The organism is Pseudomonas sp. CFBP2511 (genome assembly GCF_030209255.1).
GTDB lineage: Bacteria > Pseudomonadota > Gammaproteobacteria > Pseudomonadales > Pseudomonadaceae > Aquipseudomonas > Aquipseudomonas avellanae.
The window spans coordinates 170,380-194,877 of the sequence record NZ_JARVSI010000028.1 but is presented as its reverse complement, the minus strand read 5'-3'; the positions used below and the strand labels follow the sequence as shown (position 1 = coordinate 194,877).

The following is a 24,498-nucleotide window of genomic DNA, read 5'->3' as shown; positions in this document are numbered from 1 at the left end:
TTGCGGGCAGCCTGGCTGCCTGCAACACCTATTGGAGTGTTTATGGCAGTCAAGGTCCTGGTGGTGGATGATTCCGGTTTTTTCCGCCGCCGTGTCACGGAAATTCTTTCTTCGGACCCCAACATTGTAGTTGTCGGCACCGCCACCAACGGCAAGGAAGCGATCGAGCAGGCGCTGGCCCTCAAGCCTGACGTCATCACCATGGACTACGAAATGCCGATGATGGATGGCATTACCGCAGTTCGTCACATCATGCAGCGTATTCCCACCCCGGTATTGATGTTCTCGTCGCTGACGCATGAAGGTGCGCGCGTGACGCTGGATGCTCTGGACGCCGGTGCAGTGGATTTCCTGCCCAAGAATTTCGAAGATATCTCGCGCAACCCGCAGAAGGTCAAGCAACTGCTGTGCGAGAAAATCAACAGCATTTCGCGCAGTAACCGTCGTTCGAGCGGCATTGGTTCGGCCAGCGCTGCATCGCCAGCCCCGGCTGCTCCCGCGCCATCGACCCTGTCCAGTCGTGCGCCTGCGCCCTCGGCAGCAGCGCCCGCCCGAGCCGTGCCTTCACGCACTGTCGCGCCCGCCGCGGCGCCGGCCGCTCATGCTCACCACACGCCTGCGCACCCGACCACCACCGGCACTGCCAAGCGCAAGGCTTACAAGCTGGTGGCCATTGGCACCTCGACGGGCGGCCCGGTTGCATTGCAACGGGTATTGACCCAGTTGCCAGCCAATTTTCCGGCACCGCTGGTGCTGATTCAGCACATGCCTGCAGCGTTCACCAAGGCCTTTGCCGAGCGCCTCGACAAGCTGTGCAAGATCAGCGTCAAGGAAGCGGAGGACGGTGACGTGCTGCGTCCGGGTCTGGCGTTGCTGGCGCCAGGTGGCAAGCAGATGATGGTCGACAGCCGCGGTACGGTGAAAATCCTGCCGGGTGACGAGCGCCTGAATTACAAGCCTTGTGTGGACATCACCTTTGGTTCTGCCGCCAAGTCGTATGGCGACAAGGTGCTCTCGGTCGTGTTGACCGGCATGGGTGCCGATGGCCGTGAAGGAGCGCGCCTGCTCAAGCAGGTCGGCAGTACCGTTTGGGCGCAGGATGAAGCGAGCTGCGTGATCTATGGCATGCCGATGGCGATCGTCAAGGCTGAGCTCGCGGACGCGATCTACAGTCTGGATGACATCGGTCGGCACCTGGTCGAGGCCTGTCTCTGATGGATGTACTGAGTCTTATCGGTCTGATCCTGGCGTTTGTCGCGATCATTGGCGGTAACTTTCTCGAAGGCGGGCACCTCGGCGCGCTGCTCAACGGCCCCGCAGCTCTGATCGTGCTGGGCGGTACGCTTGGCGCATCGCTGTTGCAGTCACCGATGAGCGCGTTCATGCGCGCCATGAAAATTATCCGCTGGATCATCTTCCCGCCGCGCATCGATTTGCCCGGTGGCGTGGACCGGGTCATCGGCTGGAGCATGACGGCCCGCAAGGAAGGCTTGCTCGGTCTGGAAACTGTCGCAGACTCCGAGCCCGACAATTACGCCCGCAAAGGCCTGCAGTTGTTGGTCGATGGCGCCGAGCCGGCAGCGATTCGCAGCATTCTGGAAGTGGATTTCATCACTCAGGAAACCCGCGATATCCAGGCTGCCAAGGTTTTTGAAAGCATGGGCGGTTATGCGCCGACCGTGGGCATCATCGGCGCCGTGATGGGCCTGATTCACGTAATGGGCAATCTGGCTGACCCCAGCCAGCTGGGCAGCGGCATTGCGGTGGCTTTCGTCGCCACTATCTATGGCGTCGCTATGGCCAACCTGATTCTGCTGCCGGTGGCCAACAAGCTCAAAGGCATCGCCCATCGCCAGTCGCGTTACCGCGAAATGTTGCTCGAAGGCCTGCTGTCCATCGCCGAGGGCGAAAACCCGCGCTCCATCGAACTCAAGCTGCAAGGCTTCATGGAGTAACAGCGCATGGCTCGCCGACGTCAGCCCGAAGAACACGAAAATCATGAACGCTGGCTGGTGTCTTACGCCGACTTCATCACCTTGCTGTTCGCCTTTTTCGTGGTGATGTACTCGATCTCCTCGGTCAACGAAGGCAAGTACAAAATTCTCTCCCAAGCGTTGGTCGGCGTGTTCAACGACACCGAACGGACCATGAAGCCGATCCCCATCGGCGAACAGCGCCCGGTGTCGGTCAAGCCCGCCGAGCCCTTGGTCAAAGACAGCGAGCAGACCGATGCCGGTATCGGTCAGGCTTCCGATGACCCGTTGCAGACCATTGCTCAGGATGTGCGCGATGCGTTTGGTGATCTGATCAAGTCCGACCAGATGACCGTGCGTGGCAACGAGTTGTGGATCGAGATCGAGCTCAATTCCAGCCTGTTGTTCGTCAGCGGCGATGCCATGCCCAGCGACAAGGCCTTCACCATCATCGAAAAGGTCTCGGGCATCGTCAAACGTTTCGATAACCCGATTCATGTTGAAGGCTTTACCGACGACCAGCCGATCAGCACTGCACAGTTTCCGACCAACTGGGAGCTGTCGTCGGCGCGCTCTGCCAGCATTGTGCGCATGTTGGCCATGGACGGTATCAATCCGGCGCGGCTTGCGTCGGTAGGCTACGGTGAGTTTCAGCCCATCGCCCCCAATACCACGGCAGCCGGACGCGCCAAGAACCGTCGTGTGGTGCTGGTGATCTCGCGAAATCTGGACGTTCGCCGCAGCCTGACCGGTTCCGGCACGGCCAATGCGCAGCCCGACGCTGCATTACGCCGTGCTGGCACACAAACTGCACCGGTGCCAGCAAAGCCGCCGGTACGCGCGAACGCCGTCAATTCTCCGTCACCCGCCCCCTAATCATCGTATCGGTATGGTCGTCGCTGTACGGAAGGAAAAACATCAATGAGAGTCTGGGCAGTAGCCAACCAGAAAGGTGGAGTCGGAAAGACCACCACGACCATTGCCCTGGCCGGTTTGCTGGCCGATGCAGGCAAGCGCGTGGTCGTTGTCGATCTGGACCCCCACGGCTCCATGACCAGTTATTTCGGGCACAATCCGGACGAGCTGGAACACAGTGCCTTCGATCTTTTCCTGCACAAGGGGGCGGTGCCGGATGGTCTGCCCGGCCAGTTATTGTTGCCCACCAGCGACAAACGTATTTCTCTGATCCCGTCGAGCACCGCGCTGGCCACCCTTGAGCGTCAATCGCCTGGCCAGAGCGGTCTTGGTCTGGTGATCGCGAAAAGCCTTGCTCAGTTGTGGCAGGATTTTGACTATGCGCTGATCGACAGCCCGCCGCTGCTGGGTGTGCTCATGGTCAATGCGCTGGCCGCCAGTCAGCAGTTGGCGATTCCGGTGCAGACCGAGTTTCTCGCGGTGAAGGGCCTGGAGCGCATGGTCAATACCCTGACCATGATCAATCGCTCGCGCAAAGTGCCGTTGCCTTACACCATCGTGCCGACCCTGTTCGATCGTCGTACCCAGGCATCGATGGGTACATTGAAGCTGTTGCGTGACAGCTTCCCCGAGCACGTCTGGCAAGCTTACGTACCGGTCGACACGCGCTTGCGTGATGCGAGCCGTCTAGGCCTGACGCCGTCGCAGAATGACAGCAAGAGCCGTGGCGTGATTGCGTATCGGGCATTGCTCAAGCACATGCTCGCCGAGCAGCTCAATGCTCAGGTGGCCTGACGTGAACGTCTATTCTTTCTCCATAGTTTGCTCAAGTGATGCCTCAATGCGGCCGATAACTGTATCAGGCTGCACATGCTCCATTTTTGGTTGGGCCCTGGTATGAACCGCCCGTTAGAAGTTGCAACACGACCCAAGCTGGCTTTGCAGTCTTATCTGGATGCATTGCTGTATGACGCCACTGAAGTGCTCGAAGAGCCCTCCAGCAGTCTTGATGATTTTCAGGCCGCTGTGCTCGAAGAGCAGGCCTTTGATGCGCGCATGCAGGCGCAGATCAAGCCGTTGGCGGTCGCAGTGGCTGCACCGGCTCCGGTGGCTGTGGCGGTGAAGGTTGCAGCGCCGGTTGCAGTTGTTGAAGTCGCTCCGGTGATTGTTGCCGAGGCGGTGCCGGTTGTAGCCGCTAAACCGACCGTTGAACGGGTCGAGCCTGTTGCCGAGTTGAGTACGCTGGTCACACAGCGCACGCCGACCCCACCGCCAACCAGCGATGGACGTCCGGCCTGGGCCGCCGAGCCGTTTGAATGCCTGTTGTTCGATGTGGCCGGTTTGACGCTGGCGGTGCCGCTGGTGTGTCTGGGGTCGATTTATCCGCTGGCGGGGCAGGAGCTGACGCCACTGTTCGGTCAGCCGGACTGGTTTCTCGGAATCCTGCCAAGTCAGGCGGGCAACCTGAAAGTGTTGGATACCGCGCGCTGGATCATGCCGGATCGCTACCGCGACGATTTTCGCCAGGGATTGCAGTATGTGATCTCGGTGCAGGGATACGAATGGGGGCTGGCGGTGCATCAGGTCAGCCGTTCGTTGCGTCTTGATCCGAACGAGATCAAATGGCGCTCGCAGCGAGGTCAGCGTCCCTGGTTGGCGGGCACGGTGATTGAACACATGTGCGCGTTGCTGGATGTTGCAGAGTTGGCCGAGTTGATAGCCAGTGGCGCGGTCAAGCAGTTGAACAGATCGAAATAATCATGGGTCGATGCCACAGGCATCACCTGCAAAGAACACACGTGAGGGGTTGGGGTTATGAATAAGTCGTCTGCACAAGGTTCCGAAGATCCTATCCTGCAATGGGTTACGTTCCGCCTGGACAATGAGTCCTATGGCATCAACGTGATGCAGGTGCAGGAAGTGCTGCGCTACACCGAGATCGCTCCGGTGCCGGGTGCGCCAAGCTACGTGCTGGGCATCATCAACCTGCGCGGTAACGTTGTGACCGTGATCGACACCCGTCAGCGTTTTGGCCTGGCACCTGTTGAAGTCAGCGACAACACGCGTATTGTGATCATCGAAGCCGACAAGCAAGTAGTCGGTATTCTGGTCGACAGCGTGGCGGAAGTGGTTTACTTGCGTCAGTCCGAAGTCGAAACTGCGCCAAACGTGGGTAATGACGAATCGGCCAAGTTCATTCAGGGCGTTTGCAACAAGAACGGCGAACTGTTGATTCTGGTCGAACTGGACAAAATGATGTCCGAAGAAGAGTGGTCCGAACTGGAGAGCATCTGATTGATCTTTGAGGTAGCTGTCGTCTTCCTGGGCATTCTCTGGGTGGTCACCCTGTTTATGTTCCTGGCCCATACCAGGCGTCAGCGCAAGCTCGACACCGAGCGTGATGATGCGGCTGCCTTGCGTGATCAGCGGATCAAGGAGTTGGCCAGGCGTCTGGACAACTACCAGAACGGCACGGTGCGCATGGGCGAAGCGTTGCACGAGCTGCGCGCCACTGTTGCGCCGTTGCCGGACAAGCTCACGGCACTGGAGCAGCGCGATCCCTCGACGCTGTCCTTCGCCCAGGCCGCACGCCTGGTCGGCATGGGTGCCAGCATCGACGAACTGACCCAGTCCTGCGGCCTGACCCAGGCCGAAGCGCAGTTGATGACCAAACTGCACGGCAATACAGCGGGCTAGTTTTTCTTCGCTGCACAGTCAAGATCGGACGCAGAGCGTTCAGAACTGCATTCCCACGCTGGAGCGTGAGGAACGAGAATCTCAACTATCGTGCGACGCTGCGCGTCTTCATGACGCTCCGCGCCCCGTCTTACTGCTCGTCCAACGCAAATTCCGTCAGGCAAAACGTCGGGATGTTCAGGTCGTTAAGACGCTTGGAGCCACCCAGTTCCGGCAAGTCGATGATTGCAGCGGCTTCGTGCACCTGGGCGCCCATACGGCGGATCAGGTTGGCGGCGGCGATCAGCGTGCCGCCGGTAGCAATCAGGTCATCGAACATGATGACTGAATTACCCTCGCACAGACTGTCTGCGTGCACTTCCAGATACGCTTCGCCGTATTCGGTCTGATAGGCCTCGGACAGCACGTCAGCTGGCAGTTTGCCCTGCTTGCGAAACAGCACCAGCGGCTTGTTCAACTGATACGCGACCACTGAACCAATCAGAAAACCCCGTGCATCCATGACGCCGATGTGGCTGAAATCGGCGTCGATATAGCGCTGCACGAAACTGTCGATTACCTGACGGGTGGCTTTGGGCGACTGGAACAGGGGCGTGATGTCGCGAAAAACCACACCCGGCTTGGGGAAGTCTACGACCGGGCGTATCAGGGATTTGAAGTTCGATTGATCGAAGGTCATCGTGAGGATCCATAGCAGGTTTGGCCGACAGTTTAAGCTGACCTGCCACAGATCGCACGTTTCAGCTTTGCATCGCACCGCCTGCCAGCGCGCACAGTTCGATGGGGGCGAGGATATGAATCTCTTTGCCTTCTGCACTAACCAGCTGATTTTGCTGAAACCGGGTAAACACCCGCGACACGGTTTCGACCGCCAGGCCCAGATGATTACCGATTTCGCTACGCGACATGCTCAGGCGGAACTGATTGGCCGAGAAACCCCGAGCCCGGAAGCGCGCCGACAGATTGATCAGAAACGTGGCAATACGCTCGTCTGCGGTCTTTTTCGAGAGCAGCAGCATCATTTGCTGATCGTCGCGAATCTCGCGGCTCATCACGCGCATCAACTGCCGACGCAGTTGTGGCAGTTGCACCGAAAGCTCGTCCAGGCGCTCGAACGGAATTTCGCACACCGAGGTGGTTTCCAGCGCCTGCGCCGAAACCGGGTAAGCCTCGGCGTCCATGCCTGACAAGCCCACCAGCTCGCTGGGCAGGTGAAAACCGGTGAGCTGCTCTTCACCGTTGTCACTGATATTGAAGGTTTTCAAAGCCCCGGAACGCACCGCATAGACCGACTCGAAGGTGTCCCCCTGACGAAACAGGAACTCACCTTTCTTCAGCGGACGGCCACGTTTGACGATCTGATCGAGGGAGTCCATGTCGTCTGTGTTCAGCGAGAGGGGCAGGCAGAGCGGGGCGAGACTGCAATCCTTGCAATGAGCCTGGGTGTGAGCACGCAACTTGACTGGCTCGGACATCACTAAATTCCTTGTGGGAAAACACACATAAGCCGTAAGGGTAACTCACCATCGCTTGTCGGGGCCAGCCTTGGAAGGCTCGCTGCCCGATCAAGTTTCCAGACGGTCGGCCGATAGGCCGGTATCTCTCAATGACTCAGGATGCATCTTGTCATGTCCATGACGCTCCCGCTGATCAACAGCATCACGATCCGTACGGCGACATCGCAAGTCACCTACAGCCAGACAGCAGACAGCAACGTCGAAGCGTCTGCCAGCAGCGCCAAAAGTGTGGAGGTCAATCTGTCTTCGGAAGGCAAGGCGGCCGCATCGTCATCCTCAAGAGATGCGGATATCGAGCAGAGTGGCCTGCCTGCCTCTGTGCAGAAGATTCTCAAGGGGATTCGCGAGCTGCAACGCAAGATCGAGGAAACCATGGATCAGTTGCAAAAAGTTCTCAACGACCAGAGTCTGGACCCTGAAGAGCGCCGGACCAAGGCTGCTGCGCTGCAGACCGTGCTCAGCACGTTGCAGGCGCAGGTGAGCAACGCTACAGCGGATCTCTCGTCGCTCATGAACAGCCTGAAATCCAGCGACTCCGACAAGATCAACGCCGGCATGCTGGTTCTGGCGAAGATGTAAGGCGTTACCGCCTGTTCGTTTATATGGCCCGGGAGAACTGCTGCCTGTTCTGCCGGGTCAGGTACGCGTCAAATACCATGCACACCGAGCGCACCAGCAACCGGCCCGCTGGCCTGACTTCAATTGCACTATCGCTCAGCGCAATCAGCCCGTCGTCTGCCATGCACAGCAACTGCGGCCATGCATCGGCGAAGTAGTCCCTGAAACTTATGGCGAACGCTTTTTCCAGTTCACTGAAATTCAGGGTGAAGTGGCAGATCAACTGCTGGATGACGGCGCGTCTGATCCGGTCGTCCTCGCTGCAGATCAGCCCGCGCCGTGTTGCGGGTTGATCACTGTCCAGCAGCCGCTGATAGTCGTTCAGGTCGCTGCTGTTCTGGCTGTACAGGTCGCCGACCTGGCTGATGGCCGAAACCCCCAGCCCGATCAGGTCGCAGTGGCCATGCGTGGTGTAGCCCTGAAAGTTGCGGTGCAGGGTCAGTTCTTCCTGAGCGATGGCCAACTCGTCATCGGGCAGGGCGAAGTGGTCCATTCCGATGTACCGGTAACCTGCGTCGGTCAGTTGCTCGACGGTACGCTCCAGCATGAGTAGCTTGGTGTGCGCATCCGGCAGGTCCGACGCGTCGATGCGCCGCTGCGGCATGAAGCGTTCCGGCAGATGGGCGTAGTTGAACACTGACAGCCGATCAGGCTGCAACTCGATGATTTCGTCCACCGTGCGGCTGAACCCTTGCGGGGTTTGTCTGGGCAGGCCGTAGATCAGGTCGATGTTCACCGAGCGAAATTGCAACGTGCGTGCGGCCTCGACGATGGCGCGGGTCTCTTCCAGGCTCTGCATGCGGTTGATCGCCCGTTGCACTGTCGGGTCAAGGTCCTGCACGCCAAGGCTGACCCGGTTGAAACCCAGTTCGCGCAGCAGACCCATGCTTGCCCAATCTGCTTCGCGCGGGTCGATCTCGATGCCATAGTCGCCGGAATCATCCTCCAGCAGCGTGAAATGCGCGCGCAACCGGGCCATCAGGCGACGCAGTTCATCATGGCTGAGGAAGGTCGGTGTGCCGCCGCCCAGGTGCAGTTGCTCGACCACCTGGCTGGGCGCCAGATGGCAGGCAAGCATCCGGATTTCGTGTTCAAGCCGTTGCAGGTAAGCCTGTGCCCGGCCGCGATCCTTGGTGATCACTTTGTTGCACGCACAGTAGTAGCAAATATTTGCGCAGAATGGGATGTGCACGTAAAGCGACAACGGACGCAGCGCCTTGCGACTTTCCCGCAGGGCGTGCAGCAGCTCGAATGGGCCTGCCCGGGTATCAAATTGCACGGCGGTCGGATAAGACGTGTAGCGCGGTCCTGCCACATCGTAGCGATGGATCAGGTCTGAATCCCAACGAATGGCGTCAAGCATGCGCGCGTTTCCTGGTCAGGCTGGCGATGCGCCGAGCATACGCAGGCGATCAGTGGCGGGCCTTGATGTGGATCAAAAGGCGGGAACGGCCCGGTTCAATGCCCCATCAGCCAGTGCTGATGAGGCCCCGGCAGGGTCCACACACCAAACACGATCACCAGCAGCCCGCCCGCCACACGAACGCCACGCTTGCGCAGCAGCGCAGTGGTGCGTTCAGCGGCAAGCCCGGTGGCCAACAGAACCGGCCAGGTACCCAGCCCGAAGGCCAGCATCAGCAGTGCGCTGTCGACCGGGTTGCCCTGGCTGGCGGCCCAGAGCAGGGCGCTGTAGACCAGCCCGCAGGGCAGCCAGCCCCACAGGGCGCCGAGCAACAAGGCGCGCGGCAGGCTGGACACTGGCAGCAAGCGACTGGCCAGCGGCTGCACGTAGCGCCACAGCCCTCGGCCCAAGCGCTCGATGTGTGTGAGCCCGCTCCACCAACCGGCCAGATACAGGCCCATGACAATCAGCAGTACCGCCGCCATGACCCGCAAGCCCGTTGCCAGCGGGCTTTGCGCGACCGCCCAGCCAACCAGCCCGGAACAAAAGCCTGCCACGGCGTAGCTGAGAATGCGCCCAAGGTTATAGGCCAGCAGCAGGCGAAAGCGACGGTTGCGCTGCTCTTTGGGGATAGCCAGCGTCAGTGCACCCATCAGGCCGCCACACATTCCCAGGCAATGACCGCCGCCCAGCAGGCCGAGAACAAGCGCGGACAGCAACACCGGCGCCAGCTCAAACATCGTGCTTCTCGTCAGTGCCCGGCGTGTGATGTGCTGGCGGGCGCTGATCCGCAGGCGGCGGGTCATCGAACAGGATGCTGTGTGCCGGGCCTTCCATGTCGTCGTACTGGCCGCTGTCCACCGCCCAGAAAAAAACGTAAATCGCGATACCCACCAGCAGCAGGGCAGCGGGGATCATGATGTAAAGCGCGGGCATGAAACCTCCGGGGCGGTTTGCGACAGGTGTGCAGCGCGCGGCACGCGGGTCAGGCGCAGTGCGTTGAGCACCACAATCAAGGAACTGACCGACATGCCAATCGCTGCCCAGATCGGGGTGATCCAGCCCAGCGCTGCGAACGGCAACATGAGGCCATTGTACAGACCGGCCCAGACCAGGTTTTCGATAATGATGCGCCGGGTACGTCGGGCCAGGGTCAATGCGTCGATCAGCACCGGCAAGCGGTTGCAGAGCAAGACGGCGTCGGCGCTGGTTTTTGCAAGGTCAGTGGCCGAGCCCATCGCCACGCTGATGTCGGCAGCGGCCATGACCGGTACGTCGTTCACGCCGTCACCGACCATCAGCACTTTATGCCCCTGAGCCTGCAGCTCCCGCAGCACGGCCAGTTTATCGTCGGGACGCAAGCCGCCACGGGCGTCTTCGATACCCAGTGTCTGCGCGACGCTGGCAACCATGGGCGAACTGTCGCCGGACAGCAGCAGGGTTTTCCAGCCACGGGCCTTGCAGGCGTGTAACAAGCCATGCGCATCGTCGCGAAGTCGGTCGTCCAGCACCAGCCATGCCAGAGGGCCCTGGGTGTCGCCGAGCAGCAGCCACTGCCCGGATGGGTCTGTTATCGACAGCGTTTCAGTGCCGCTCAGGGCGCAGGCAAAAGCCGGCTGACCGATGCGCAAGCGGCGGGTACCGACAATGCCTTCAAGGCCCAGCCCCGGTGTGCTGTGCACGTCTTCAGCGGCCACAGGTGCGTGGCCAAAGGCGCGCGCGATGGGGTGCTCGGAGCGGTTTTCCAGCGCCGCTGCCAGTTCCATGCAGGTGTCAGCGTCGAGCGTGCCCAGCGGCTGAACGCTGCGCAGCACCAGGCGCCCTTCGGTCAGGGTGCCGGTCTTGTCGAAGATGACCGTGTCGATCTGATTCAGGCCTTCCAGCACATGACCACGGGTCAACAGCAGGCCGAGTGTGTGCAGTGTGCCGGTGGCTGCGGTCAGGGCGGTCGGGGTTGCCAGCGACAGCGCGCAGGGGCAGGTGGCGACCAGCATTGCCAGCACAATCCAGAACGCCCGTGATGCGTCGATCTGCCACCAGATTACCCCGATCAGCGCAGCAGCCATCAGCGAAAACAGCAAAAAAAGCTGCGCCGCCCGGTCGGCCAGTTGTGCGAGGCGGGGCTTTTCTGCCTGGGCGCGTTCGAGCAGGCGAACAATGGCCGAAAGACGGGTTTCCTGACCCAGCGCCGTCACCTTGACGGTCAGCGGACTGTCGACATTCAGCGTCCCGGCAGTGACCGCATCGCCCACACTGCGTGCCTGTGGCAGGTATTCGCCGGTCAGCAGCGACTCATCGACACTGGATTGACCCTCGACAATGGTGCCGTCAGCTGGAATCACCGCACCGGGCCGCACCAGTACCCGGTCAGCCAAACGCAGCTCACTGAGCATGATGCGCGGGCTTTGGCCGTCCTCATCAAGGCGCAGGCATGAGGCAGGCAGCAGATTGACCAGTTGCGCGGTGGCCGCGGCGGTGCGCTCCCGGGCCCGGCGTTCCAGATAGCGCCCGGCCAGCAGAAACAGGGCGAACATGCCGACGGCATCGAAATACAGCTCGCCTGTGCCGCTGATTGCGGTCCAGATGCCTGCCACATAGGCTGCGCCTATGGCCAGCGACACCGAAACGTCCATCGTCAGTTGGCGGTTGCGCAGGTCACGCAAGGCACCGCGAAAGAACGGCGCGCAACTGTAGAACACGATAGGCGTGGTCAGAAACAGCGCCACCCAGCGCAGGATGGTGTGCATCTGCGGGCTGAGGTCGATGTTGAACTCAGGCCAGGTGGCCATGGTTGCCATCATTGCCTGAAACCACAGTAGGCCGGCGACGCCCAGTTGCCGCAAGGCCAGGCGATTTTCACTCGCCAACCGTTCGGCAGCGCGGTCGGCCTGCCACGGATGGGCGACGTAACCGATGGCGTGCAGTTCGCTCAGCAGTTGGCTGAGGGCCAGTTGATCGCTGCGCCAGCGCACCTGCAGACGATGCGTCGAGAGGTTCATGCGCGCCTCGGCAACAGCCGGCAACCGGCCCAGACGCTTTTCGATCAACCAGCCGCAGGCTGCGCAACTGATGCCCTCGATCAGCAGAATGGCTTCGGACAATTCGCCTTCGTGGCGCACGAACGGTGCCTGAACGTCAGGGCGGTCGTAGAGCGCCAGCTCATCGATCAATTGCGCGGGCAGGCTTTGCGGGTTGGCTGATGTTTCACTGCGATGGCGGTAATAGCTTTCCAGACCGCTCGCAACGATGGCTTGGGTGACCGCCTGACAGCCTGGGCAGCACAGCTCACGGGTTTCACCGAGCACCACGGCGTTGAAGCGCTTGCCGGCCGGCACGGGCAGGGCGCAGTGGTAGCAGGGCGTCGTGGGGCGGTTGAGCGCGGTCACGTTCAGTCGTTCCGGTGTTGCGCAGCTTGCAGCGGTTCATCGCCGAGGGTCAGGTCAGCCGCGCCGACCTGCTCTTCCTCAAACAGGCGCCAGGTCTGATTGCCTTCAACGCCCAGCAGCTCGACAAAGCGCCGGCCTGCGACGCTGTCCTGCAACTGGCCGATGTAGCGGTCTGGCTCGGTTGGGCTGCGGTTCAGAAACACCCGGCGATCACGGGCGGGCTGTGTGGGCGAAATCAGGTTCAGTTCCAGACGCTGCGGGCGGCTGTCGCCGCTCAGGCGCAGCCCGACCTCGCCGGTCACGTCGTCCAGATGGATGCTGGCGCGCAGCTTGAGATTCTGGGCCAGCACTTCGCGGTTCAGCGAGCGATTGATGCCTTTGCCTGCCTCGTAGTAATTGTCGGTGACCAATGGGTCCGGGTTGGTCACGGCAATGAACACCATCGACAGGCTCAACGTCACCGAGCAGGCCAGGATGCCAATGATGATCCAGGGCCATAACTGCCTGTACCAAGGGCTTGAAACGGTCGCGAAAGGCATGGCGATGCTCTTACCGAATAAGTGGGCCGGTGAAACGGCTTGGGGTCTGGACTCGGGTGTTGCTGTCGATGTCCTTGAGGGTGAAGATGACCTCGTTGCTGCTCGACGACAGGGCCTGCGGCGCGCTGGACAACGCCACCGGCAGGCTGATGATCTCGCCCGCCGGAACGTTGATTTCACGCAGGCCTTGCAGCTTCAGGTCAGGCAGGCCGCTGGCAGTCAGCAGGTAGGTGTGATCAACCTGGTCCTTGTTCATGATCTTCACGCTGTAGACGTTTTCGATCCGGCCTTCGGCGTTTTCCCGGAATAGCATGCGGTCCTTGCTGACCTCCAGACCCACCAGTGTGCGCATGCAGAAGGCGGTGGTCAGCAGCCCGATCATCAGCAGCAGGACCAGCGCATAACCGATCAGGCGTGGGCGCAAGATGCGGGTACGCTGCCCGGACAAATTGTGTTCGGTTGTGTAGCGAATCAGGCCGCGGGGGTAGTCCATCTTGTCCATGACAGTGTCGCAAGCGTCTACACACGCCGCGCAACCGATGCACTCGACCTGCAGGCCGTCGCGAATGTCGATGCCGGTCGGGCAGACCTGAACGCACAGTGTGCAGTCGATACAGTCACCGAGCCCCTGAGCCTGATGGTCGGTTTCCTTCTTGCGCGGCCCGCGTGGTTCGCCACGGCGCGGGTCGTAGGAAATGACCAGCGTGTCCTTGTCGAACATCACGCTCTGGAACCGCGCGTAGGGGCACATATAGATGCACACCTGCTCACGCAGCCAGCCTGCGTTGAGGTAAGTGGCGAGGGTGAAAAAACCGACCCAGAAATACGCCCAGCCATCTGCCTCGCCGGTGAACAGTTCTATACACAAGTCGCGGATCGGCGAGAAATAGCCCACGAAAGTCATGCCCGTGGCAAAGCCGATCATCAGCCACAGGCTGTGCTTGGCCAACTTGCGCAGCAGTTTGCCAGCGCTCATCGGGGCATGGTCGAGCCTGATACGCTGGTTGCGGTCGCCCTCGGTGACTTTCTCGCACCACATGAACATCCAGGTCCAGACGCTCTGTGGGCAGGTATAGCCGCACCAGACACGTCCGGCATAGACCGTGATGAAGAACAGCCCGAAGGCTGCAACGATGAGAATCCCCGAGAGCAGGATGAAATCCTGCGGCCAGAACGTCGCGCCGAAGATGTAGAACTTGCGCTCCGGCAGGTCCCACCACACAGCCTGATGGCCGTTTCGATTGAGCCAGACCGTACCGAAAAAGATGAGCAGCAACACCGCGCCACCCGCCATGCGCAGCGTGCGAAACAGACCTTTGAACGCGCGGGTTTGGATTTTCGTGCGCGACGCATAGAGATCAACGTATTCGCTGTTCTCGTTGGACGACGGTGTGATGTCGTGTACTGGAATCTGGTTGCTCATCGATGGGTCCAGCGGCGCTGGCGCAGCCCGCGCCGATACAGGTCAGGCCGGTTCAAAGCCGCGTTCAACGTGACGCACTTGAGTAATAGGCCGTTTCTTCGTTCAACTGGCTGATCCAGGGATTAAGCAAGGCGGCTCCGCTCGATTTGAAATCTGCTGTGTTGCGGGTGACCACGGTCATGCCGTGCACCAGCGCTGTGGCGGCGATCAGGGCATCACATTCGCTGCGCGGGTCGGGCACGTGCAGTTGGGCACAGCGTTTTGCGACCTGGGTGTCGATTGGCAGAATGCGCCCGGCGAAGGCTTTCAATACATGGTGGTCGAGCCACATTCGCAGGGCTGCGCCTTGTGTCGGATCACGGCGTTCGACCCGCAGGATACCTGTTTCGAGCTCAAGAATCGTGATGGACGAGATGAACAGGCTGGATGCCATCTGGGTTCGCGACCAGCGGAGCACGTTCGAGTCGGCATTGCGTTTTCTGAGTTCGGACACCACGTTGGTGTCGAGCAGGAACATCAGGACAGGTCAACCGGTCGAGGCGTGATGACAGCCCGTTGCGGCTCGAATTCGATATCGAGGTGCGTCGGCATGATTAACAGGTCAGCGATACTCGCTGCACTGCCGGTCAGTTGCAGGTACGCCTCGATCGACAGCAGCACATGGGCAGGGCGGCCTCGGTCAGTAATGAAAACCGGGCCTTCATTCGCAGCCTTTTTAGCCCCGCTGGTGTCTTGGTTGAATTCGCGGCTTGAGAGGGTAGTTGTCATGAGGGCGAGCTCCAGAATGGGCAGACACGTCGTTGTGATAATGCGTAAGTCTAGCCATGTAGAGATGTAACTACAATGTTGCAAGTCTTTCGAATTGCAACGGGCCTGCAGGTCCAGTCACGTCCGATCGAGCCAGATCACTTGGGCTCTGCCGGTTTCTCCTGACGAGACAGGCTGTAAACGTAGGCGGCGAGGATGTGAACCCGGTCATTGCCTTGCAATGCTTGCTGAGCGGGCATCTGGCCTTGGCGACCGTCGCGAATGGTCTGTTGAAGCTGGGCGAAACTGGCGCCGTAAATAAACGCATTCGGGTGCGTCAGGTCCGGTGCGCCCAAGATCGGCATGCCTTTGCCTTCCGGCCCATGGCAGGCAGCGCAGAGCGTGGCGAAAGTCTTCTGGCCCGCGACTGGGTCAGCCTTGGCGTCTTGGGGCAGTTGCCGGGCGTCCAGTCGGGTCAGCACGTAGGCCGATACATCGCGCACGCCTTGTTCGCCAAGCACTTCGCCCAAGGCCGGCATCACGCCCATGCGCCCCGCCATGATCGACGTCTTGATTGCCTGAGCATCGCCGCCCCAGCGCCAGTCCGCGTCGGTGAGGTTGGGAAAACCGTAGGCACCTTTGGCGTCGGAGCCATGGCAGACCGAGCAGTTGGACGCGAACAGGCGCGCGCCGATTTTCAGTGCCTGCGGGTCTTTGGCCACTTCCTCGACGGGCATCGCTGCATACCGGGCGAACAGCGGGCCGTAGCGTGCCTCGGCACTGGCGACTTCGCGCTCCCACTCGTGAACACTGCTCCAGCCCTGCTGGCCATCCGAGAACTGCGAGGTGCTGCCCTTGTCCCTGTACTCGTAACCGGGCAATAGCCCCTGCCAATTGCCCAGGCCCGGATACAGCAGCAGATAAGCCAGCGCGAATATAAGGGTGGCGATGAACAGCAGGAACCACCACCTGGGCAGCGGATTGTCGTACTCCTCAATGCCGTCGAACGAGTGGCCGACTTTTTCGTCGGTCGGCTCCTCGCGCTGGCCCTTGCGGGTGGACAGCAGCAGCCAGAGCATGGCGATGATTGTGCCCAGCGTCAGTAGGGTGACGTACAGGCTCCAGAACGTACTCATGATCGATTTTCTCGCTCGGCCTTGGCCCGCTCGACGGTGTCGATGGTTTCGGGGTCATCTGCGAACGGCAGCAGGGTCGCGTCGTCAAAGTGGGCCTTGCGTGCAGGGCTGAACACCCACAGCATCAGGCCGATGAAAGCGATCATGACGACCAGTGTGCCGAGACCCCGAATCATTCCGATGTCCATGCTGATCACCGCTTGCTCTTGATAAGGGTGCCGAGGCCTTGCAGGTAGGCCACCAGCGCGTCCATTTCGGTTTTGCCCTGCACGGCCGCCGCCGCACCGGTAATATCGGCGTCGCTGTACGGCGTGCCAAGGGTGCGCAGCACTTGCAGCTTTTTCGCGGTCTGCGTGCTGTCGATGTGTTTGCCGGCCAGAAACGGATAGGCCGGCATGATCGAGGCAGGGACCAGGTCGCGCGGGTTGTTCAGGTGCACACGGTGCCACTCATCCGAGTAGCGACCGCCGATCCGCGCAAGGTCCGGCCCGGTGCGTTTCGAGCCCCACAGAAACGGGTGATCCCAGACACTTTCGCCTGCGACCGAGTAATGCCCGTAGCGCTCGGTTTCGGCGCGTAACGGGCGGATCATCTGCGAGTGGCAACCCACGCAACCGTTGGCAATGAACACATCGCGGCCTTCGACTTCCAGCGCGCTGCGCGGCTTCATGCCCTCGATTGGTTGATTGGTCACATCCTGAAAGAACAGCGGGACGATCTGAGTCAGCCCGCCGATGCTCACGGCAATCACCATGAAAAAGGCCAGCAGACCGATATTCTTTTCCAGCACATCGTGTTTCATCAATGCGCTCCCGCGACGGCGATGCGCGCAGCGGCCTGCGCTGCTTGCGGGTCCGAGGCGCGCACGGTGCGCCACACGTTGTAGGCCATCAGCAGCATGCCGCTGGTGAAAATGACGCCGCCGATCACCCGCACGATGTAGCCCATATGGCTGGCCTGCATGGTCTCGATGAAAGAATAAGTGAGCGTGCCGTCGTCATTTACCGCGCGCCACATCAGGCCCTGAGTGATGCCGTTGACCCACATCGAGGTGATGTACAGCACGGTGCCGACGGTCGCGAGCCAGAAGTGCGCGTTGATCAGGCCGACGCTGTGCATCTGTGGGCGAGCGTAGAGTTTGGGGATCATGTGGTAGACCGAGCCAATGGTGATCATTGCCACCCAGCCCAGTGCCCCGGCGTGCACATGGCCGATGGTCCAGTCGGTGTAGTGCGACAGCGAGTTGACGGTCTTGATGGCCATCATCGGGCCTTCAAAAGTCGACATGCCATAGAACGCCAGCGCCACCACAAGAAAGCGCAGAATCGAATCGGTGCGCAATTTATGCCACGCGCCCGACAGCGTCATCATGCCGTTGATCATGCCGCCCCAGCTAGGCACCAGCAAAATGATCGACATTACCATGCCCAGCGACTGCGCCCAGTCCGGCAGTGCGGTGTAATGCAGGTGGTGCGGGCCGGCCCAGATGTACAGGGTGATCAACGCCCAGAAATGCACGATGGACAGGCGATAGGAATACACCGGACGTTCAGCCTGCTTGGGCACGAAGTAATACATCATTCCGAGAAAGCCGGTGGTCAGGAAAAACCCCACCGCGTTGTGCCCGTACCACCACTGGATCATGGCGTCGGTTGCACCGGCGTAGGCTGAATAGGATTTGAACAGGCTGACCGGCAAGGAGACGTGGTTGACGACGTGCAGCATGCCGGTCACCACAATGAACGCGCCGTAGAACCAGTTGGCGACATAAATGTGCCGGGTCCGGCGTTTGACAATAGTGCCGAAGAACACCGCCGCGTAGGCCGCCCATACGATGGCCAGCAAGATAGCCACCGGCCACTCGAGCTCGGCATATTCCTTGGTGGTGGTGTAACCCATCGGCAACGTCACGATGGCGCCGACAATCACGGCCTGCCAGCCCCAGAAGGTGAACGCTGCCAGCCCGTCGGAAATCAGCCGTGTCTGGCAGGTTCGCTGCACCACGTAATAAGAGGTGGCGAACAGCGCGCAGCCACCGAAAGCAAAAATCACCAGGTTGGTGTGCAGCGGTCGCAAGCGACCGAAGGTCGTCCATTCGAGTTCGAGGTTCAGCCCAGGCCATACCAGTTGCGACGCAATGAAGACGCCCAGGCTCATGCCGATTACGCCCCAGACCACAGTCATGATGGCGAACTGGCGCACCACTCGGTAGTTGTAGGCGGTCGGGCTGATTGTTGTGCTCATTGCGGACTTCCACGATTCAGGTGTTTACCGCAGACGTTATCGGGCTCGGGCGATGCATCGCTGGAAATGGCACCGAAGCACACCGAAAAGGCGGGGGCAGGAACAGACAGGCAAGCTAACGAGCGTCAATGGTTGCAGCAGACGCCTGCTGGCGAGTTTAGCTTTGAAAGAGGAGTGTGGGAAGTCGCAGCATCTGCCCGCGCGATTCGTGCCTGATGTGCGGTGGGTTATGCAGTTGCTTGCGCAGTTGCTTATAGTGGTCGGCCAATGTCGTACTCATCAAAACGAGGCAAGCATGAGCACAGGCTTACAGCCCGGTATCGGCGCGGAGCAATGGCTGCAACTGACCCGCGAAAGAGGCTGGCTATGGACGCCCGGGCACTCGCTGGCGACGCTGCCGCCGGCGACCTTGCTGCTGGCGCATGGTGCAGGTGCACCGATGGACAGCGAGTTCATGAACAGCATGGCCATGCACTTGGCGGCCCAAGGCATCGGCGTGCTGCGCTTCGAGTTTCCCTACATGGCGCAGCGACGCGAGGGCGGCAGCAAACGCCCGCCCAATCCGCAGGCGCAATTGCTGGCATGCTGGCGAGAAGTCTATGCCCAGGTTCGGCCACTAGTTGCGGGGCGGCTGGCGGTTGGTGGCAAATCGATGGGCGGGCGAATGGCCAGCTTGATCGCTGATGAACTGCAGGTTGATGCGCTGGTATGCCTGGGTTATCCGTTTTACGCCGTGGGTAAACCGGAAAAACCGCGTGTGGCGCATCTGGCCGAGCTGAAAACGCCGGCCCTTATCGTTCAGGGTGAGCGCGATGCGTTGGGAAACCGCGAAAGCGTGGCGGGGTATACGTTGTCCAGTGCCATTGAATTGCACTGGTTGCCGACGGCCAATCACGACCTCAAACCACTGAAAGTGGCAAGTATCAGCCATGACCAGTGCCTGGTCGAGTCGGCGCAGGTGATCGCCCGCTTTCTGCGTGCCTGAATTATTGGCAACGTACGTCAAAAAACCCGTGGGTGACGTCGAAATTGATCGATGACATGCTGAACCGGAAGCGCCCGCGCAAGCGCAGGGTATAGGGATTGGCTTCGAACAGGCTCAGCGTGCCGCTTTGAAAGTCGGCCGAATGATAAATCGTGTTTTGCCTGCGTCGCGTTTCGTTGAAAATCACTTTGATCTGCGCATGGTTCACCAGGTCGTGATCGCCGGGTTTCAGGTCGCTGTCCAGAAACAGTCCGATCGTGGTTCGTGCTGTGCCCACCTTGCCATCGACAATCAGCTTCCAGATCCATCGATCGGGTTCGTGCTCCAGTTCTGCCCGCAGGGCCAACTGGCCCGACAGGTACATCGCCTGGAACGGCTTACTGTTGACACGGGCGTGAAAACTGCCTTCACAAGGCGAAGGACGAACGACGCGTTTGGCTGGCGATGGTATGCGGTGCATGGTCTGACTCTGCAAAGCGTATGAATAGAAGCAGGGCGTTGCCCGTCAAGGTAACGCCCTGTGTGATGATTACAGGTTCGTCAGGTGTCGATTATTTGATACAAACGCCAAGGCTGGAGTTGTGACTCTTCAACTTGAAGTTCCCGCCAGAGACCATGTTTTTTACGTAGTACCAGTTCCAGCCCCCGATACCCGCGCTTGAAACGGTAGACGACCAGTAATTGCCGTTGCCCATCGGCCAGCGATTGCCGTACAGGGTGTAGATTTCCACCAACTCGTGAATGGTCGGAATCCGCGCGCCATTATTGGCCGATGCCTTGCTGATCTGAGAGAAGCTGCCACTGCCCACACCGATGCAATGGATGACGCCGGTAACAGTGACCGGATAACTCTTGGTCGCGCCCAGCGCATCGGTTGCGGTAATGGTGGCCGTACCTTTACCTCGAACAGAAGCCAGGCCATTGCCGTCCACGCTCACCACCAGCGGATTACTCGATGCGTATCGATAAGGCGCATGCCCACCGCTGGCCTGGCGCTGAACGGTGGTATCGGCCGGGAAGTTCGGCAACAGGTCCGGTGAGCCCGGAAGCAGATAGATTTTGCCGGCCAGTGTTACCGGTGAAGTGTCCAGTACCAGCTCCTGTCTGACACTGAGCTGTAGCGCGGTCGATACAGTGGGCTCCCCTGCGCGGGTGACGGTGTAAGTCACTGTGGCAGAGCGGCCTGCAGTGGCGCTGATCAACGCCTTGGGCACGTTGAACTGCAATTCGCCACCCCCTGCAACCTGCGCCGCCGTGTCATGGCTGGACGCGCCGCGCCAGTTGACCACCACACTGTCCTGCGCGCTCACGCCCGGGTAACTCACCCGCACCGTCGCGCCGTAGCCAGGAATCAGCGAAGGCGTGACCACGCCGTCTGCCCCGACCGTATCCATGCGCGGTGCAGGCAACTCGGCCAGCCCGCTCACAACCTGCAGCGCCAAAGTATCGGATACCTGCACCAGACCGTTGGTGCGGTTCACGACGTAGGAGACCGAAACCGTCTGCCCGGCGTTGGCAGTCACCAGAACAGCGGCAAACAGCACCTCCAGCGCCTGACCGGCTTCAGCGCTTGTCAGTGTCTTCTCCTTGGTATCACTGCCTTTCGGCCCCTGCCATTGCACAATCACCTGGTCGCCGGTTTTCAGGTTGGCGGTGGCCTCGATGACCACTGTTGCCCCGGCGGAGGCGTTGATAGGGTCCAGGGTGCTGCCGGTGGCTTCTTTTATGGTTGGGGTGGGCAGGGGCGTTGTCACCGTGAGCTGGAGCTTTACGTCCAGGGTTTCTGAGGCCATGGACTGATTGCCAGCCAGGTCGGTCACTGTGTAGTAAACCGGCGCTTCGATATCACCAATCAGCTCCAGAAACGGCCTGACAAAGTAGACCATTACACACTTAAGGCCCATATCGTCTTTGGTGACCACTGCCATCGGGCCCGGTACGTCGTTCCAGTAGGTACGGACGACATCGCCTTCCTGCATGCCGTTGTAACCGGCAATCGTGCCCGTCAGGACATCACCCATGTTTTCCAGTTCTTCGGAGGTGAGGCCGTTCAGGGTTTGTCTGGGGAGGATGATGGGGGCGAGAGTCGGAGCGCCGGGTTGAGTAATGTCCACGGATACGATTGTATTTTCTGAAAACTCAACAACCATGTTCCCAGGGTTTTCGATGGCGTAAGCGACTGTGTGATTGCCTTCTTTTAGCAATTCTTTTGGGATCTCCAGGCTAAGGGGGGCCCCAGGCTTATGGCTCGCCAGTATTTCTTTTTTTGGTTCAATAAGCGTGTCATCGAAATAAAGTTGATAAGTGTAGCCAGTCTGTGCGCCTGGCCACACTGACAGCGATACCTGAACAGGTTTGTTAAGTGAATTCACGGGTAACAGTCCACTGCTCAATGCGGCCGGTACAACGGGGGCGTCCAGCGGTTTTCTGTTTGTGATTGTGCTCGGGTTAGACATTTCGTTTTCCTTTATAGGTCTTGGGGAACGCGGGCCATAGCGGCCCGCGTCGGGTCAGCGGACTAAGCAGGTAACATCAGAAGGTTTGAGCATTAAAACCGGTACCCGAGTGACTGTGGAGTTTGCCGGGCTCTGGTTGCTGCCCTCAATCGGGCTGACGGTATAGCTGGCTTCTGCAAAGCCCGTACAGATAACCCTGGTGTTATAGAACGGTACCGTAAAAACATGCCCCTCCAGCACATCAACTTCGTCGACTTTTCTTGTTGACGTATAGGTGGCTGCTTCAATGGGATTGTTTGATTGATCAAAACCTTTGAAGGTGAACGTTATTCTCTGACCATCAATCATATTGAGATAGGGCAAGATTTTTACGTCTGAACCATCAGGGTTTTCATTCGGGCCTAACACGCCATTTGGCGTCAATTTGAATGTAGGGCCTGCCAGCCCGTCCTGACCGCCGGGTTGTTCCTCTCGAGATCTCACTGTGACAGGCTGAATCGGGCTTTTGACAGCGTTTGGGTTACCCGCACGCGAGACAGTAAAATAAACGGGAATTGCCGCGCCTGTTCCTTGGCTTTGTATGATGTTGTTGTCAATCGGAACGATCAAGTCCTGTTGAGATGCCACGTCACCCGAATTTATCTGGCGCCATTGCAACCTTACTTGGTCGCCCCAATGAAGATTCAAGTCATCATTTACCTGAAAGCCAGCGTTCCAGCTCACCAGCGCTCGGCCATTCAGTTCATAATCATCTTCGTCGATAAAGTTGTTCTCAATATTCGGGTTTTGTACGCTGGTACCTTGCACTATCAGGCTGTTGAGCGTCCCATCGACAGGAAGCGTCGTAAATACGTCGATATCGGTATTGAGTGATGTGCCGACGAGTTCCCCGGTGCGGGATACTTCATAGTGAATGGGGACGCGACCCTGAGGGATCTTGTCAATCGCTGCAAAGGGTACTCTCAACGTCAGGACGACTGTCTCATCCTCGTCGCCGGGCGGCAGAGCAACAGGTGCCAGAGGGTTATTGTCGCCCCAGAAAAGCTGGATGTTATCAAGTGCAGCTGCGCCCGGGTAATGCGGAATATCCACTACTACGCCTGACTGCGCTTCAAGATAATCCACTGTGTTGCCCACCGCAGCGTCAACGATAGGCGCTGGATAGTCAGATGGAACTTCCTGAAGCCTCAACCTTACAGAAACAGTGTTCGAGAGAATCGACGTGTTGCCAGCACGGTCAACCACTTTGTAGCAAACCAGTTTCTCGTCTTGCCCTAAAGACTCCAGAAACTCACGGGTGAAGGTGACCACAACCTTGTCCAGTCCCATGTCATTTTCGTTGACGACAGCGCTAGGACCTACGACATCGCCCCATCTTGTCTGAATAAGGTCATGTTTTGCCATGCCGGTGTAGCCGGCAATCTGTACAACCAGCTGTCCACCCAACTGCTCGAGCTCGGCCGCAGTCAGGCCGTTCTGGATCTCGGCCGGAAATTGTATTGCGGCAAGCTCAGGCGCGCCTGGTGGTGTTTTGTCGATCTGGATTTGGAAAGAGTTTGATATTTCTTCCACTTGGTTTCCCGGGTTTTTAATCACATAGGCAATGTCGTGAATTCCTTCTGATAAAAGATCAGTCGGGACTTCAAGGCTCAAGGGATCTCCCGGTGTGTGTGACGCCAGGATCAGCTTTTCCGGGCCCACTTTTTCCGCGTCAAAAAGCAGTCGGTAGGTATAGTCAGGGAGCGCGGCTGGCCACACCTTCAGACTGACAAGTAAAGGCTGGGTCAATGCGTTTATGGGAATCAGACCTGGGGTATCTTCATCGTGAAATGCGACAGCGACATCAGGCGCGTCCAGAGGAGCTTTTGAGACCTCGTATCGGATTTTTGGAATGCTTACAGGTTTTAGTAGCGTAGTTTCTTGAGAGTTACTCATCGGTCAATCCTTTCATTAGTTGATGTGAGTTGTAGGGTATTTCCTACTTGATGATTTTGAGCGAGAGCAGCTGGAGATTTAAAAAACAATCTATTGATGTCGCTTTCTCGATCACGTTTTGACGTAATAGGTTTTCTTGATGTGTGTCAATGGGTGCGTTAATTATTTTTTGCTTGAGAGTAGGTTTTTTGTAGTTGGGGCTAAGTAGAGGTCGTCTGTAGGATTTTATTTATAGTTATTTGGGAATGGTCCTACAGTTTTGGTGTTGAGGGTGTGAGCGTTTTATGATTTGGATGAGCTACTTTCTCGGGCTCAATAGTCGAGGAGATGGATGGTGTCTTATAGAAAAAGTAACGTTAGAAATTTCAGTTCCTGTATTTTGCAGTTTTCCGTACTGGCAGCCGGAGCTTTGGTAGCTGCTCAGGTGTCTGCAGATATTCAACGTAAAGTGAATGCCGGGTATCAGGGTGACGAAAAAATTGCGGTCATTCTGCCCAATGGAGAAGTGCTAAAGGCTATACCGAT

Annotated in this window: 26 protein-coding genes; 9 read left to right on the top strand and 17 right to left on the bottom strand. The window is 59.1% G+C overall.

Annotation, left to right across the window (positions count from 1 at the left end; translation table 11 throughout):
* Positions 1-42: 42 nt before the first annotated feature.
* The 7 genes from QRN38_RS23665 (at position 43) to QRN38_RS23635 (ending at position 5,585) form a co-directional block, all read left to right on the top strand.
* A complete protein-coding gene (locus QRN38_RS23665) occupies positions 43-1,215 on the top strand; it encodes a protein-glutamate methylesterase/protein-glutamine glutaminase (protein WP_010207872.1) in 1,173 nt (390 codons plus the stop codon).
* Positions 1,215-1,955 carry a flagellar motor protein gene (locus tag QRN38_RS23660; protein ID WP_003378725.1) on the top strand — a complete coding sequence of 247 codons (741 nt, stop codon included), beginning with the start codon at positions 1,215-1,217 and terminating at the stop codon, positions 1,953-1,955. The genes QRN38_RS23665 and QRN38_RS23660 overlap by 1 nt, the downstream gene beginning before the upstream one ends.
* Positions 1,956-1,961: 6 nt before the next feature.
* Positions 1,962-2,849, top strand: coding sequence for a flagellar motor protein MotD (motD, locus tag QRN38_RS23655; RefSeq protein ID WP_011103791.1), 888 nt, complete (start codon positions 1,962-1,964; stop codon positions 2,847-2,849).
* 45 nt (positions 2,850-2,894) lie between these two features.
* Complete coding sequence (locus tag QRN38_RS23650) at positions 2,895-3,683, top strand: ParA family protein (protein WP_005766970.1); 789 nt, start codon at positions 2,895-2,897, stop codon at positions 3,681-3,683.
* A 75-nt stretch (positions 3,684-3,758) separates the two neighbouring features.
* On the top strand, positions 3,759-4,646 hold the full coding sequence (locus QRN38_RS23645; RefSeq protein WP_057418955.1) for a CheW domain-containing protein: 888 nt from the start codon (positions 3,759-3,761) through the stop codon (positions 4,644-4,646).
* Between the two features lie 57 nt (positions 4,647-4,703).
* Positions 4,704-5,183 carry a chemotaxis protein CheW gene (locus QRN38_RS23640; protein ID WP_002554262.1) on the top strand — a complete coding sequence of 160 codons (480 nt, stop codon included), beginning with the start codon at positions 4,704-4,706 and terminating at the stop codon, positions 5,181-5,183.
* Positions 5,184-5,585, top strand: a complete 402-nt coding sequence (locus QRN38_RS23635; RefSeq protein ID WP_005766966.1) for a DUF2802 domain-containing protein — start codon at positions 5,184-5,186, stop codon at positions 5,583-5,585.
* A gap of 130 nt (positions 5,586-5,715) precedes the next feature.
* Here QRN38_RS23635 and QRN38_RS23630 read toward each other — a convergent pair whose 3' ends face one another.
* Both QRN38_RS23630 and fnr read right to left on the bottom strand, forming a co-directional pair.
* Positions 5,716-6,264 carry an adenine phosphoribosyltransferase gene (locus QRN38_RS23630; protein ID WP_005766964.1) on the bottom strand — a complete coding sequence of 183 codons (549 nt, stop codon included), beginning with the start codon at positions 6,262-6,264 and terminating at the stop codon, positions 5,716-5,718.
* A 61-nt stretch (positions 6,265-6,325) separates the two neighbouring features.
* Complete coding sequence (gene fnr / locus QRN38_RS23625) at positions 6,326-7,060, bottom strand: fumarate/nitrate reduction transcriptional regulator Fnr (protein WP_007244356.1); 735 nt, start codon at positions 7,058-7,060, stop codon at positions 6,326-6,328.
* Positions 7,061-7,213: 153 nt separating this feature from the next.
* Here fnr and QRN38_RS23620 point away from each other — a divergent pair, with 153 nt between their 5' ends.
* Positions 7,214-7,681 carry a hypothetical protein gene (locus QRN38_RS23620; protein WP_010207877.1) on the top strand — a complete coding sequence of 156 codons (468 nt, stop codon included), beginning with the start codon at positions 7,214-7,216 and terminating at the stop codon, positions 7,679-7,681.
* Positions 7,682-7,700: 19 nt separating this feature from the next.
* Here the strand turns inward: QRN38_RS23620 and hemN are convergent, their stop codons facing one another.
* The 12 genes from hemN to ccoN form a co-directional block, all read right to left on the bottom strand.
* A complete protein-coding gene (gene hemN, locus QRN38_RS23615; RefSeq protein ID WP_057418956.1) occupies positions 7,701-9,083 on the bottom strand; it encodes an oxygen-independent coproporphyrinogen III oxidase in 1,383 nt (460 codons plus the stop codon).
* Between the two features lie 95 nt (positions 9,084-9,178).
* The gene (locus QRN38_RS23610; RefSeq protein ID WP_005766954.1) at positions 9,179-9,862 is read right to left on the bottom strand and encodes a sulfite exporter TauE/SafE family protein; all 684 of its coding nucleotides are present in this window, start codon (positions 9,860-9,862) and stop codon (positions 9,179-9,181) included.
* Positions 9,855-10,058 carry a cbb3-type cytochrome oxidase assembly protein CcoS gene (ccoS, locus tag QRN38_RS23605; protein WP_005616890.1) on the bottom strand — a complete coding sequence of 68 codons (204 nt, stop codon included), beginning with the start codon at positions 10,056-10,058 and terminating at the stop codon, positions 9,855-9,857. The genes QRN38_RS23610 and ccoS overlap by 8 nt, the downstream gene beginning before the upstream one ends.
* Positions 10,037-12,508, bottom strand: coding sequence for a heavy metal translocating P-type ATPase (locus tag QRN38_RS23600; RefSeq protein WP_057418957.1), 2,472 nt, complete (start codon positions 12,506-12,508; stop codon positions 10,037-10,039). The genes ccoS and QRN38_RS23600 overlap by 22 nt, the downstream gene beginning before the upstream one ends.
* Positions 12,509-12,510: 2 nt before the next feature.
* A complete protein-coding gene (locus tag QRN38_RS23595; RefSeq protein ID WP_057418958.1) occupies positions 12,511-13,047 on the bottom strand; it encodes a FixH family protein in 537 nt (178 codons plus the stop codon).
* A gap of 10 nt (positions 13,048-13,057) precedes the next feature.
* Positions 13,058-14,470, bottom strand: coding sequence for a cytochrome c oxidase accessory protein CcoG (ccoG, locus tag QRN38_RS23590; RefSeq protein ID WP_007244349.1), 1,413 nt, complete (start codon positions 14,468-14,470; stop codon positions 13,058-13,060).
* Positions 14,471-14,534: 64 nt separating this feature from the next.
* Positions 14,535-14,987, bottom strand: coding sequence for a type II toxin-antitoxin system VapC family toxin (locus QRN38_RS23585; protein ID WP_007244348.1), 453 nt, complete (start codon positions 14,985-14,987; stop codon positions 14,535-14,537).
* On the bottom strand, positions 14,987-15,238 hold the full coding sequence (locus QRN38_RS23580) for a type II toxin-antitoxin system Phd/YefM family antitoxin (protein WP_005766946.1): 252 nt from the start codon (positions 15,236-15,238) through the stop codon (positions 14,987-14,989). The genes QRN38_RS23585 and QRN38_RS23580 overlap by 1 nt, the downstream gene beginning before the upstream one ends.
* Before the next feature lie 137 nt (positions 15,239-15,375).
* Positions 15,376-16,353, bottom strand: a complete 978-nt coding sequence (ccoP, locus tag QRN38_RS23575) for a cytochrome-c oxidase, cbb3-type subunit III (RefSeq protein WP_054089722.1) — start codon at positions 16,351-16,353, stop codon at positions 15,376-15,378.
* Complete coding sequence (locus tag QRN38_RS23570) at positions 16,350-16,541, bottom strand: CcoQ/FixQ family Cbb3-type cytochrome c oxidase assembly chaperone (protein ID WP_057418966.1); 192 nt, start codon at positions 16,539-16,541, stop codon at positions 16,350-16,352. Before QRN38_RS23570 ends, ccoP begins: the two co-directional genes overlap by 4 nt.
* A 5-nt stretch (positions 16,542-16,546) precedes the next feature.
* Positions 16,547-17,155: a cytochrome-c oxidase, cbb3-type subunit II gene (ccoO, locus tag QRN38_RS23565; protein WP_011103796.1), complete on the bottom strand. Its 609-nt coding sequence runs from the start codon at positions 17,153-17,155 to the stop codon at positions 16,547-16,549.
* Positions 17,155-18,597, bottom strand: coding sequence for a cytochrome-c oxidase, cbb3-type subunit I (gene ccoN / locus QRN38_RS23560; RefSeq protein WP_011103797.1), 1,443 nt, complete (start codon positions 18,595-18,597; stop codon positions 17,155-17,157). Before ccoN ends, ccoO begins: the two co-directional genes overlap by 1 nt.
* Positions 18,598-18,892: 295 nt before the next feature.
* Between ccoN and QRN38_RS23555 the strand changes: the two genes are divergently transcribed.
* Positions 18,893-19,582 carry an alpha/beta family hydrolase gene (locus QRN38_RS23555; protein ID WP_057418959.1) on the top strand — a complete coding sequence of 230 codons (690 nt, stop codon included), beginning with the start codon at positions 18,893-18,895 and terminating at the stop codon, positions 19,580-19,582.
* A 1-nt stretch (position 19,583) separates the two neighbouring features.
* Here the strand turns inward: QRN38_RS23555 and QRN38_RS23550 are convergent, their stop codons facing one another.
* The 3 genes from QRN38_RS23550 to QRN38_RS23540 form a co-directional block, all read right to left on the bottom strand.
* Positions 19,584-20,042 (bottom strand): hypothetical protein, encoded by a 459-nt coding sequence (locus QRN38_RS23550; RefSeq protein WP_024667471.1) that lies wholly within the window; start codon positions 20,040-20,042, stop codon positions 19,584-19,586.
* A 91-nt stretch (positions 20,043-20,133) separates the two neighbouring features.
* The gene (locus QRN38_RS23545) at positions 20,134-22,038 is read right to left on the bottom strand and encodes an immunoglobulin-like domain-containing protein (protein WP_057418960.1); all 1,905 of its coding nucleotides are present in this window, start codon (positions 22,036-22,038) and stop codon (positions 20,134-20,136) included.
* Between the two features lie 54 nt (positions 22,039-22,092).
* Entirely contained in the window at positions 22,093-23,973 is a 1,881-nt protein-coding gene (locus QRN38_RS23540) for a hypothetical protein (protein WP_057418961.1), read from the bottom strand.
* Positions 23,974-24,498: the final 525 nt, after the last annotated feature.

What these genes read in the sequence shown, in the direction of transcription:
- QRN38_RS23665 (WP_010207872.1), top strand. Translation starts at nt 43, where the DNA reads ATGGCAGTCAAGGTCCTGGTGGTGGATGATTCCGGTTTTTTCCGCCGC.
- QRN38_RS23660 (WP_003378725.1), top strand. Translation starts at nt 1,215, where the DNA reads ATGGATGTACTGAGTCTTATCGGTCTGATCCTGGCGTTTGTCGCGATC.
- motD (WP_011103791.1), top strand. Translation starts at nt 1,962, where the DNA reads ATGGCTCGCCGACGTCAGCCCGAAGAACACGAAAATCATGAACGCTGG.
- QRN38_RS23650 (WP_005766970.1), top strand. Translation starts at nt 2,895, where the DNA reads ATGAGAGTCTGGGCAGTAGCCAACCAGAAAGGTGGAGTCGGAAAGACC.
- QRN38_RS23645 (WP_057418955.1), top strand. Translation starts at nt 3,759, where the DNA reads ATGCTCCATTTTTGGTTGGGCCCTGGTATGAACCGCCCGTTAGAAGTT.
- QRN38_RS23640 (WP_002554262.1), top strand. Translation starts at nt 4,704, where the DNA reads ATGAATAAGTCGTCTGCACAAGGTTCCGAAGATCCTATCCTGCAATGG.
- QRN38_RS23630 (WP_005766964.1), bottom strand. Translation starts at nt 6,264, where the DNA reads ATGACCTTCGATCAATCGAACTTCAAATCCCTGATACGCCCGGTCGTA.
- fnr (WP_007244356.1), bottom strand. Translation starts at nt 7,060, where the DNA reads ATGTCCGAGCCAGTCAAGTTGCGTGCTCACACCCAGGCTCATTGCAAG.
- QRN38_RS23620 (WP_010207877.1), top strand. Translation starts at nt 7,214, where the DNA reads ATGTCCATGACGCTCCCGCTGATCAACAGCATCACGATCCGTACGGCG.
- hemN (WP_057418956.1), bottom strand. Translation starts at nt 9,083, where the DNA reads ATGCTTGACGCCATTCGTTGGGATTCAGACCTGATCCATCGCTACGAT.
- QRN38_RS23610 (WP_005766954.1), bottom strand. Translation starts at nt 9,862, where the DNA reads ATGTTTGAGCTGGCGCCGGTGTTGCTGTCCGCGCTTGTTCTCGGCCTG.
- ccoS (WP_005616890.1), bottom strand. Translation starts at nt 10,058, where the DNA reads ATGCCCGCGCTTTACATCATGATCCCCGCTGCCCTGCTGCTGGTGGGT.
- QRN38_RS23595 (WP_057418958.1), bottom strand. Translation starts at nt 13,047, where the DNA reads ATGCCTTTCGCGACCGTTTCAAGCCCTTGGTACAGGCAGTTATGGCCC.
- ccoG (WP_007244349.1), bottom strand. Translation starts at nt 14,470, where the DNA reads ATGAGCAACCAGATTCCAGTACACGACATCACACCGTCGTCCAACGAG.
- QRN38_RS23585 (WP_007244348.1), bottom strand. Translation starts at nt 14,987, where the DNA reads ATGTTCCTGCTCGACACCAACGTGGTGTCCGAACTCAGAAAACGCAAT.
- QRN38_RS23580 (WP_005766946.1), bottom strand. Translation starts at nt 15,238, where the DNA reads ATGACAACTACCCTCTCAAGCCGCGAATTCAACCAAGACACCAGCGGG.
- ccoP (WP_054089722.1), bottom strand. Translation starts at nt 16,353, where the DNA reads ATGAGTACGTTCTGGAGCCTGTACGTCACCCTACTGACGCTGGGCACA.
- QRN38_RS23570 (WP_057418966.1), bottom strand. Translation starts at nt 16,541, where the DNA reads ATGGACATCGGAATGATTCGGGGTCTCGGCACACTGGTCGTCATGATC.
- ccoO (WP_011103796.1), bottom strand. Translation starts at nt 17,155, where the DNA reads ATGAAACACGATGTGCTGGAAAAGAATATCGGTCTGCTGGCCTTTTTC.
- ccoN (WP_011103797.1), bottom strand. Translation starts at nt 18,597, where the DNA reads ATGAGCACAACAATCAGCCCGACCGCCTACAACTACCGAGTGGTGCGC.
- QRN38_RS23555 (WP_057418959.1), top strand. Translation starts at nt 18,893, where the DNA reads ATGAGCACAGGCTTACAGCCCGGTATCGGCGCGGAGCAATGGCTGCAA.
- QRN38_RS23550 (WP_024667471.1), bottom strand. Translation starts at nt 20,042, where the DNA reads ATGCACCGCATACCATCGCCAGCCAAACGCGTCGTTCGTCCTTCGCCT.
- QRN38_RS23545 (WP_057418960.1), bottom strand. Translation starts at nt 22,038, where the DNA reads ATGTCTAACCCGAGCACAATCACAAACAGAAAACCGCTGGACGCCCCC.
- QRN38_RS23540 (WP_057418961.1), bottom strand. Translation starts at nt 23,973, where the DNA reads ATGAGTAACTCTCAAGAAACTACGCTACTAAAACCTGTAAGCATTCCA.